General features: G+C 46.5%; 8 protein-coding genes. 4 read left to right on the top strand and 4 right to left on the bottom strand.

Annotated elements, in window-relative coordinates:
- The first annotated feature begins 299 nt into the window (after positions 1–299).
- Positions 300–488: a hypothetical protein gene (locus tag ETF27_RS07160; protein ID WP_147785633.1), complete on the top strand. Its 189-nt coding sequence runs from the start codon at positions 300–302 to the stop codon at positions 486–488.
- Positions 489–492: 4 nt separating this feature from the next.
- On the opposite strand, the gene ETF27_RS07155 is transcribed toward ETF27_RS07160, so the two are convergent.
- The gene (locus ETF27_RS07155; protein WP_130830541.1) at positions 493–1,128 is read right to left on the bottom strand and encodes a DUF4294 domain-containing protein; all 636 of its coding nucleotides are present in this window, start codon (positions 1,126–1,128) and stop codon (positions 493–495) included.
- 125 nt (positions 1,129–1,253) lie between these two features.
- Between ETF27_RS07155 and ETF27_RS07150 the strand changes: the two genes are divergently transcribed.
- Positions 1,254–3,242, top strand: a complete 1,989-nt coding sequence (locus ETF27_RS07150) for a helix-hairpin-helix domain-containing protein (RefSeq protein ID WP_147785632.1) — start codon at positions 1,254–1,256, stop codon at positions 3,240–3,242.
- 221 nt (positions 3,243–3,463) lie between these two features.
- Here the strand turns inward: ETF27_RS07150 and ETF27_RS07145 are convergent, their stop codons facing one another.
- On the bottom strand, positions 3,464–3,646 hold the full coding sequence (locus ETF27_RS07145) for a hypothetical protein (RefSeq protein ID WP_240048146.1): 183 nt from the start codon (positions 3,644–3,646) through the stop codon (positions 3,464–3,466).
- Between the two features lie 191 nt (positions 3,647–3,837).
- On the opposite strand from ETF27_RS07145, the gene ETF27_RS07140 reads away from it, so the two are divergent.
- The gene (locus tag ETF27_RS07140) at positions 3,838–4,389 is read left to right on the top strand and encodes a hypothetical protein (protein WP_147785631.1); all 552 of its coding nucleotides are present in this window, start codon (positions 3,838–3,840) and stop codon (positions 4,387–4,389) included.
- 443 nt (positions 4,390–4,832) lie between these two features.
- The gene (gene metG, locus ETF27_RS07135) at positions 4,833–6,896 is read left to right on the top strand and encodes a methionine--tRNA ligase (protein WP_130830538.1); all 2,064 of its coding nucleotides are present in this window, start codon (positions 4,833–4,835) and stop codon (positions 6,894–6,896) included.
- A 202-nt stretch (positions 6,897–7,098) separates the two neighbouring features.
- Here the strand turns inward: metG and ETF27_RS07130 are convergent, their stop codons facing one another.
- Positions 7,099–7,968 carry a DMT family transporter gene (locus ETF27_RS07130; RefSeq protein WP_130830537.1) on the bottom strand — a complete coding sequence of 290 codons (870 nt, stop codon included), beginning with the start codon at positions 7,966–7,968 and terminating at the stop codon, positions 7,099–7,101.
- Between the two features lie 207 nt (positions 7,969–8,175).
- On the bottom strand, positions 8,176–10,743 hold the full coding sequence (locus ETF27_RS07125) for a TonB-dependent receptor domain-containing protein (RefSeq protein ID WP_309253714.1): 2,568 nt from the start codon (positions 10,741–10,743) through the stop codon (positions 8,176–8,178).
- Between the last annotated feature and the right edge of the window lie 138 nt (positions 10,744–10,881).

Genomic DNA, 10,881 nt, shown 5'->3' with positions numbered 1-10,881 from the left:
GAATAATTTCTTCAACATGCCGGATGCCGACATGAAACTCATGCTTGAAGCAGCGGCTGAATCGCCACCCGAGGTAACAGAAAATGAATAAGGGGGCTTGTCACTAACATGCTGTCATCCGAACTATTGTGTCTCAATGAGTTGGAATGAGGATTTCTATGTTTAGCGGACAGTAATAATTGATATTCAACCATTTACAAACTCGTTTTTAAAAGGTTACCTTTTGCACGCCAAAAGCTTACCTTTTGCGTTGTAAAAGCTTACCTTTTGAAAACCAAAAGCTAAGCTATTGCAAATTGATGGCTGACCATAGAGATTTTTTCCACCTTCTGTGGATGGAAAAGAACGTGCAAATTCACATAAAGTTACAATTCGTGATTGTCCCTACAGAGGGCAAACGTTGCAAACAAGAGGAGTGCCGGTTGCCAACCATTGGGCGATTACGGAATGTGCAGGGAGATATGTATTTAACCTACCTCGCTCCATAGAAGTTTACAGCTGACCTGCTTCCACTTGCAAGACTATGCGTTCGACAAGACGGTCGGCACCTTTTGGATCGTATCGTTTCTTCAAACTGGCTCCGAACATCCACGCGAAAGCCTGATAAAAACCGGCTCTCACCGGTCCGAGGAATGCCTGTATAAGCTCGTAACCGGTAGAAGAAGTTTCGCGATCGACAAGTTTTATGAGCAGCTTCCCCTGCGAATAGGTGAGTTTCTTCACGCGTGGCGTGTATTGCTCCTTGATGCTGCGCTCCACGAGCTTCATGTGCTCCTCGCGTCCTTTCTTCGTGGGAATGGTTTGCAGGTAGGAACCGGTTTCCAATATTACTTGTTTGCATTCTTTTGCCAACGGCAACACCTTTTTTATATTGGCAACAAGGCGATTGTAGGCTCTTTTTTGCTTCTCGCTCGAGAACTGCATGGGTGGGAAGATGTAGATGTTGTTTGTGCGGACATACTGAATGCTGTCAGCTCCCACCTTCGCTTTGCCGATATGAACCATGGGGACGAACGTAGGCTCATTCATGTTCACCGGGCGATCTTCGGGGTTGATGTGGTCTTGTGCCGTTGCCAAAAGGGCTACGACACAAAGAACGAAGGTTAAAAATATTCTTTCCGAACGCATAACTATGGGCAAATGTAACGATTATTTCCGATTACGACCCTATATTTTATATTATTTTGCGATTTATTTGCGGTTGCAGAAAAGATATTTTACATTTGTATGTGATTTTCACATCTCTTATCGCCATGAAACGTCTTATCATCTCGGGGCTGTTTTTCGCAATGGCATCGTTGCTCCACGCCCAAACACAACACACATGGGAAAGATATTTCCACGACTTACAACAGATGGAGGACGAGAACAGCTCGCCCCGGGAAGACGCTTTTGAGGTGCTTCTCGAATTGGAACAACACCCCATCGACCTTAACACGGCAACAAGGGAAGACTTGGAGCGCATTCCTTTTCTTACCGACCAACAGATAGAAGATATTTTGGCTTACGTGTATCAATACCACGGCATGAGATCGACTGCCGAACTCATGATGATAGAATCGCTGGACGCGACAAGAAGGCTGTTGCTGACAAACTTCATCGTTTTATCCGAAGAGGAAACAAAAAGGTTTCCCACAATGAAAAACATATTGAAACGCGGCAGGAGCAGTCTGATGCTGACGGCAAAGGTTCCATTCTATGAACGCGAGGGCGACCGCAACGGCTATATGGGGTACAAATATTCACATTCGTTTCGCTATAAATTCGGTTATGGAGAGTATTTGCAAGTAGGACTCGTGGGAGCGCAGGATGCCGGCGAGCCATTCTTTGCCGGAAAGAATCAATGGGGATACGACCACTACAGCTTTTACGCGATAGCAAGAAAGTGGGGGCGCATGAAGACAATCGTTGTGGGACGCTACAAACTGCATTGGGGAATGGGATTGGTGGCGAACAATGACTTCGGGTTCGGAAAACTTGCCCTTCTCACCACCATGGGACGCACAAATAATATCATTCGCCCTCATTCCTCACGTTCCCAAGCCAACTATCTGCAAGGAGCAGCGACAACAATGGCACTGACAAAGCACACGGACGCATCGGCATTCGTGTCGTATCGCCGGATTGATGCCACGCTCAACCGGCATGGGGGCATACAAACCATATTGCAGTCGGGCTATCATCGAACGGAAAAGGAAATGGAGAGGAAACACAACGCCACGCAAACGTCAGCAGGAGGAAACCTGCAATGGCGGAACAACGGATTTCATGCCGGCATTACCGGACTTTTCGCGCACTTCGACCGACCACTCGAACCGGATAAGCGACAGGTTTACAGACTTTTTTATCCTGTGGGATATGACTTTTGGAACGTGAGCGTAAACTATGGATACATCAATCACGTGTGGAACATCAACGGCGAGACGGCAACAGGCGGTTGTGGCAGCATCGCCACACTCAACACGGTGTCGTTTCAAGCATCGAACAAACTAACGCTCACCACTGTTCAGCGATTCTATGGCTACAAATACAACGCAATCTTCGCGGAAAGTTTCAGCGAGGGAGGCGTCATCAGAAACGAGAACGGACTGCTGCTGGGGGCAAATTGGCTTCCCACCAGACATTTCACGCTGACCGCCTATACTGATTATGCCTACTTCGCAAAACCGCGTTACGGAGCATCGGCAGCAAGCGACGCATGGGACAATCTGGTGTCGGCGACATATTCACACGGAAAAATATTCGTAGCGGCTCGCTATCGGCTGAAAATCAGAACGAAAAACAATGCCAAAAAGACTCAACTTGTTAGGGAAACCACGCAGCGCGGCAGTCTGTCGCTTGCTTATGAGCAACCGAAATGGACATGCAAGACACGATTGGACTTCACGTTCAGCGATTATAAAACAAAAAGCTCGGGATATATGGTGAGCGAACAACTTGCTTATCAGCCCTTGAAATGGCTGCAACTAATTGCCACTACCGGTTATTTTCATACCGATGACTTCGCTTCGAGAATCTATCTCTATGAGCGTGGCACATTATATTCTTTCAATTTTCCGACATTCTATGGCAAAGGCGTTCGCGCCACGCTGTTCGCGCGAGCCAATCCGGGACGTTGGATGTTCATTCTAAAGGCTGGAACCACGCGTTACCGCGACCGCCGCCACATCTCTTCCGGTCTGCAACGGATCAACGCCTCTTCAATGACGGATGTGGAAATGCAAGTGAGATGGAAATTTTAGTACCGAACCTTATTTACAACGTGGTGTTCTCATCCTAATTGCCAACCACATGAAAAGCATTGTCTTTCAATGTGTAGCTGCGTTGTTCCTCTATAAAGCCTGAAATAAGTTTCTGCCAAAATAACTGAAACAGCCGTTTTTCGGGATAATCTCACATATCAAATTCATACAGACTCCTTTCCGAATCTGCATAAACCATAATGAAGCTTTCCTCTTCGAGCTTACTGCTCACATCGGATTTCATGGCTGCCCATGTCGTTGGTTAGTTTGCCCGGCTTATGCACATTCTCGTCATCAAGGTCGCAGATGCGTCGGTCGTACTGCCACAACTGCTGTATGCGCTCCGGTGGGACAAAGCTATCGCAAACCAGCTCCTTGAAACATACTCGTGCTTTCCATTCCAACCTCCTGTACGTGATATTTGAGCATCAAATCACGCATTTCGTACAAAGAATTTATGCTGATCTTGGCACTTTTTATCGTCAAAAGGAAAGGAGATTCGGGAATTTATTTCCCGTTTTTTATTCTCGTTGGCTTATATATCGCGTTTTTTATGTAAATTTGCGTTCAAAATGAAATAATAAACCAAGAAGAGATGAAGAATAAATTATGTATTGCCATCGTTTTCGTCACAGCTTTGTTAGTATCAAGCAGTTGTGAAACAATACGAAAAACTTCCCTTCCGGCAACAGCCGATACCTCGCCAACGCAACCGACAGAGCAAAAAGTGGAGGCAGAACCAGAAGTGATAAGCATTGCTGAAGCGGAAGAAATCTTTGAGCACCCCGAAAAGACAACGGCAATAGCGAAGAAGTATGGTTACAAGCTCAAGACGGGCTACGAAATCTATAGGCTCGACAAGTTCTCCAAGATGTATTACAAGAATTGCCGCTTGGCAAAGATTCTCACCGGAACATTATACGAAGACTATCCTAAGCCTTTGCGCAAAGGCATATCAAGCTATATGGCATTCAAGGACGGCGCGATGATCATCGGTGTGTTCAACCAAAGAGTTTACGACAACCTCGTGGCGCAGGTGAAAGCTGCCGGTTACGTGCTTGATATGCCCGGAAACGAGGATATCTATGTGAAAGGATCGCGCACCATTGCTTGCTATGCAGGCGCGAAGACGGTGCGCGTGCAGTAAAACAAAGCAGTTCCAAAAGGCAATTCAAACAGGATTTTTTGCCTCTGTAAAGTGCTGAAAAAGAGAACGTTATATTTCGTGTTTTAAAAGCTTAGCTTTTGCGATGTAAAAGCTAAGCTTTTGCAGTGCGAAAGCTAAGCTTTTGAAATCCCATAGCTAAGCTTTTAAAAAATGTGAGAAGTTCGCTTCTCTCATAATTAAGGTTGTTCCGGAGCGAGGCAATACGAATAAACATTCCGAAAAGACGATTTATTTGTTTGGCATAACAAATTTGTCATAGTGAATGGTTATAAATCTGATTGACAACATCTTTATCTCATTCCTCCCGAACACATCTTTTTTACATTGTTGAGGCTTGCCGACTTTATTAAAACGCTGTTTTCCTTTGAGTTTCCCCCGAATTGCTGTAACTTTGCACTCGGATAATAAAAATCAAACGTTACATGGAAGAAAAGAAGTTTAAGCGCACCACCGTAACGGCGGCTCTGCCCTATGCCAATGGTGGTGTTCACATAGGACATCTTGCTGGAGTTTATGTTCCGGCAGATATTTACGCGCGTTATCTTCGATTGAAGAAAGAAGAAGTGATTTTTATCGGTGGCAGCGACGAGCATGGAGTACCCATTACCTTGCGTGCCAAGAAAGAAGGCATAACTCCGAAAGATGTTTGCGACCGCTACCATAAGATGATAAAAGATTCGTTTGAAGAGTTTGGTATCTCGTTCGATATCTACAGCCGCACCACTTCAGACATTCATCACAAGTTAGCGTCCGACTTCTTCCGCAAGCTCTATGACGATGGCAAACTGATAGAGAAAGAAAGTGAACAACTCTACGACGAAGAGGCAGGACAGTTCCTTGCCGACCGCTATGTGGTGGGCGAGTGTCCCCATTGCCACAACGAAAACGCCTACGGCGACCAGTGTGAGAAGTGCGGAAGTGCCCTTAGTCCAATGGAACTCATCAACCCTCATTCCACCATCTCCGGCTCGAAGCCCGTCATCAGGAAAACCAAGAACTGGTATTTACCGTTGGACAATTATCAAGAATGGTTGAAACAGTGGATTCTCGACGGACACAAGGAATGGCGTCCGAACGTGTATGGGCAGTGCAAGAGTTGGTTGGACATGGACCTTCAGCCACGCGCCATGACCCGCGACCTGAATTGGGGCATTCCCGTTCCTGTGGAAGGAGCCGAGGGGAAGGTGCTCTACGTATGGTTCGATGCGCCCATCGGTTACATATCGAACACCAAAGAACTCTGCGACCGTGAGCCGGAACGCTTCGGAGCTTGGCAAAAGTGGTGGCAAGACCCGGAAACAAGATTGGTACACTTCATAGGAAAAGATAATATCGTCTTTCATTGTCTTATCTTCCCAAGCATGCTGAAAGCCCACGGCGACTACATTCTTCCGGACAACGTACCATCGAACGAGTTTCTCAATCTTGAAAACGACAAGATATCCACCAGCAGAAACTGGGCGGTATGGCTTCACGAATATTTAGCCGACTTTCCCGGCAAACAGGATGTACTGCGCTATGTGCTAACTGCCAACGCTCCCGAAACAAAGGACAACAATTTCACTTGGAAAGACTTTCAGGAGCGCAACAACAACGAGTTGGTAGCAGTTTATGGCAACTTCGTCAACCGCGCTTTGCAGCTCACCAAGAAATATTGGGACGGCATCGTGCCGGCTTGCGGTGAATTGCAAGAAGCCGATCGGCAGGCAATACAGGAATTTAAGGACGTAAAAGAAAAGGTGGAGAGCTACCTTAATGTGTTCAAATTCCGCGAGGCACAGAAGGAAGCCATGAACTTGGCACGCATAGGCAACAAGTATATCGCAGAATGTGAGCCATGGAAAATTTGGAAGACCGACCCGAAACGCGTAGAAACCATACTCAACATCTCGCTTCAGCTCGTTGCCAATCTCAGCATTGCATTTGAACCGTTCTTGCCTTTCAGCAGTAAGCGACTGCGCGAGTTGATAAACATGACGGAATATGAATGGAGTGCGTTGGGCTCCACCGACTTGCTACCTGCCGGACACCAACTGAACGAACCACAATTGCTCTTTGAGAAGATAGAAGATGAGGCGATAAACGCCCAGTTGCAAAGGCTCGCCGACACGAAAAAGGCAAACGAGGCAGCCAATTACAAGGCACAGCCCGTGAAGAAAGAAATACCTTTCGATGATTTCGAAAAGCTCGATATTCGCGTGGGGCACATCGTTAGTTGCGAGAAGGTGAAGAAAAGCAAGAAACTCCTGAAGTTCATCATTGATGACGGCTCGGGTACGGAACGCACCATCCTTAGCGGAATAGCCGCCTTTTATGAGCCTGAACAGCTCGTGGGTAAGGATGTGCTCTTCATTGCCAACTTCGCTCCACGCAAAATGATGGGTATCGAGAGTCAGGGAATGATACTCTCCGCCGTCAATTTCGATGGTTCGCTGAGCGTTACCACCACTTTGGATAATGTAAAACCCGGCAGTCAGGTAGGATAAGCCTGCCTCTTGCGCCACAAGAACAATCCTCCGACCATATTTTGTCTGAGGATAAACCTGCAAACAAGCCCCATGAGGTGTCGCAACCTCATGGGGCTTATTGATGGTGTGGGTAAAGATGGAGATTAAAACCATTCCGAAAAACTCTCGGTATGAATGGGAAAAACCTCAATACAACATGAAAAGAAGTGTGAGACCCGTGCTATTTCTTTAGTATAATCAAGATTACCGCCGACAAGATGAGCACGATTCCAATGGCAAGTCTGAACGTAAAAATTTCACCAAACACAAATGTGCTGATGACAACTGCCGTAACGGGTTCCAAAGCTCCTAAAATGGAAGCCTGAGTGCTGCCAATATGCTGAATGGCAATATTGATATAGTAGAGCGAAAGCAGAGTGGCCAACAGTGCCAGCTGAAGTGTGCAGAGCCATGATAAAGCATCGCACAGCATTTGTAGTCGGTCGCCGATGAACAGCATGTAACCAATGATGGTAAGCCATCCAAAGAATATGATCCAAAAAGTGAACTTAACAGGCGACATATCGGTCTTAAACTGATTGACATAGACGATATAAAGCGCGTAAAGGAACGATGACCCCAATACCAACAATATGCCCGTTGGACTCAAAGTCTCACCGCCATCACCCCGATATAGCAGTCCGATGCCCAAAACGGCAAGCAGAATGGACAGCGTTGTTCGCCAACTGAGACGCTCGTGGTAAAACACCACCATCAGAATGGCTGTAATAATGGGATAAGAGAAGAGAATAGTGGATGCCACGCCTGCATTCATGAAGTGGAAACTGGCAAATAGCATGATGGAAGAAAAACCGAAGAAGGAGCCAAGGATAGCGAATTTTATGGCATGTCCCCATTTTACACCAAACGTTTCCTTGCGCAGCAAGAGCCATGCTGCCAACATCAGCACAGTTAGCCCATAGCGATAAAACAGCACGTTGCCTGAGGTGATGCCGCGTTCGTAAAGGGGCAACGCTCCCAGTGGGTTGGTACCGTAGAAGATGGCGGCGAGAATACCTGCAATATAACCTTTGGTGTGTGATTTTATCATATCCTATTCGTTTGAAATCAGTAAAAGATTCTTTTTCGGTCAGCCACGAAAGCACCTCGTGAGATGAATACCGGAAACCCGAAATTGGGGAAAAAGCGACTGCAAAGGTACACATTCTTTGCACAAAAAGTTATGATACGAACAAAAAAAACGGGCAAACTTTCGAGGTTTGCACCGCCTTTGTATGAAAAAAAGCCCATGAAAAACCTATTGTCCACCCATATCCGGAGAATCATAAGGATTTCCGAAATTCTCGTCTTGTTCGTTGTTTTCTCGTCTTTGGTTCTTTCGTTTCTTCATGTTACCGAAGTTCCAAGTGAGCGTAAAGCGGAAAGTTCTCCCCGAACGCCATTGCTCCTGATACCGTGAAAACGAGTCGCTGTTGGTGTAAGTTCGCCACTTTCGCGTGTCGAACAAGTCTCTGCAGTTCATCGACAGAACAAGATTCCTGTTGAAGAAGCTCTTTCTCACTCCCAAATCCACACTCCCATTTCCTTTTCTGTAACCTTGTGAAATGGTTTGCCTGCTTCTGTATCTTCCGGTCAGCTGCACGGAGACATCGTAAGGTAGCATAACGCTTGCCTGCATCCGAGCGTTCCACGTGAAATTGCTTTTGCTTTCTCCCGTAATTTCCTGTCCGTCGATGTCGAAATGAAAGCCATTGAGTTTGTAATAATAGAAATTGGCCGATGATGTCAGGTCGAGAATGCGGAAGAGTTTGTTCTTTGCCGTGAGTTCCAAACCGGTGGATGTGCTTTTCGCCACGTTGAAGCTCGTGTTGTACATGAGTCCATCTGTGGAACTTCTGTAATTGATGCGCTGAATAATGTCGTAGGTGGGGCGATAGTATGCCGATACGAGCAATGAGTGCTGCGTCCACGTGTGAAGATAGTTCAGCGAGAAAGAATTGCTGTATTCCGGTGTCAGCTCCGGATTACCGAACGATATGATTGTGGCATCACTTGTGTTGCGAAACGAGTTGAGTTGTCCGCCCCAAGGTCTGCGCAAACGGCGCGTGTAATTCAGTTGAAGCTGGTCATTGGGCGTAATTTGATAGCTCATGAAAACGCTGGGGAAGAGCTGAAAGTAATCTTTCTTGAAAGGCTTATTGCGCAATTGGGCGTCGTGTTCTTGTTCCCATGAGTAGCTTTCGGTATTCACCTTCCAATATTCCGCTCTCAATCCCGCCATCAGTCCGAACTTTCCGAAGTTGTAAGCTCCTGTTGCGTAGAGTGCGTGAATGTCATTTTTATAGATGAAGCGGTTGAAATACGCCTTATCTTCTACAAGATGGTTTCCATACCAGTCGGTCTCGTCCAAATAGCTCTCCTGTGGTGTGTTCTCATTGCTGAATCTTCCCTGATACCCGGCCTGAAGTCTGAACGCCTTTGTTATTTGGTTTTCGTAGTCCAGTTTTAGTTCCCACGAGTGATTGTTGAAGTGCATGGGTCGGAACTGGTAGGAAGCGTGAGGATTCGTCAGTGTCAAAGGCTCTCCGTTGGTATCGAAAAACGTTGTGGAGTCTTGATAAACGCGGTCATTATCCGACTTCCATCTGTTGTATTCCACGTTGAAATCGATGAAATGTCGTTGATTGAAATTGTGGCGATAGCCGAATTCACCGTGCATCATTCGCGTATTTCCATTTCCGGAAGTTGCTCTATGCATGGTTTTGAAGTCGAACGAATTGCCCAGAGTTCCGTAATGATAAGGCGTGAAGCTGTTTTGATTGCGTCCGCCGAGCATAAACATTGCGCCCAGCGTGAAGTCATCCTTTCGTGTAGCGTGAAGAGTCAGTCCCGCGCGAGTGAAGAGGTTGTTTCCCCTGCCGCTGTTTTCCGACATATAGTTTTGGTAGGTATTGTTCCGTTTGTAAACTTGCTCGCTCTTGGCGCCGCCTTTATTGTTGCGATGGCGATACCCGATGTTGAAATACGAATCGATGAGTGGACTGTTATAATTGATGTTGAACGATGTATTGGCTCCTCCTCGCGTATCTACTCCTGCTTGTAAACTTCCATAATAGCCTGCCTTGCGTTCCTTCTTCAGTATGATGTTGATGATGCCTGCCGAACCTTCCGCAGAGAATTTCGCCGACGGATTGTCGATAATCTCTATGCGTTCGATGCTTTCCGCCGGAAGTTGTTGCAGAATTTCCGCCCGGTTATCGCTCGTCATTCCGGAAGCCTTGCCATTGATCCATACCTCTACGCTGGTATTGCCGCGCAGCGAAACGTTCCCATCGTTGTCCACCTCCACGCCGGGGATATTCTCCAGCACGTCGGAAGCTGCCCCACCGGCATTGGCAATCTGTTGGTCCACGTTAAATGTCTTTCTGTCCACTTCCAATTTCATTTCCGCTCGTTGTCCGGTTACCACGACTTCGTCCAGCGTCTTTGTGTCTTCCGCCATGTAAATTGCCATGAAGTTGTGTTTCAGCTTCTGTTCCGACACCGTGAAATGTTTTGTCATATCTTTATATCCCATGAAGCTGGCTGTCAGAGAGTACTTCCCGTTTGGCAATCCACCCACGTGGAAATTTCCTTCCATATCGGTAATGGCACCCTTGAAAATCTTATCGCTCCCCTCTTTCCTTATGGCAACATTGATAAACTCAAGTCCGGTATTCGAGCGTTTGTCCAACACTCTTCCTTTTACCGACCCTTGTGCGAACATCGTTGTGATATTTATCAAGAGGAACAGCGCGACAGTAACGATTCTGTTCATGTTTTCCCAAATGTTCTTGTTCTTTACTTCACCTAAGACTTTTCCCATCGCAAAAAGTTTAACCATGGAATAAAAAAAATGACAGAACTCCCATTATACCATAATTTTTCCTTATCTTTGCAAATGCAATCCGCCGGTTTTCCAACCTTTCTCTTTTGGAACGACAACCGGTTGTCGCAAATCGCG

Origin of the sequence: Prevotella brunnea, assembly GCF_008016795.1 — a bacterium.
Classification (GTDB): Bacteria; Bacteroidota; Bacteroidia; order Bacteroidales; family Bacteroidaceae; genus Prevotella; species Prevotella brunnea.
This window is presented reverse-complemented; position numbering and strand designations above follow the sequence as displayed.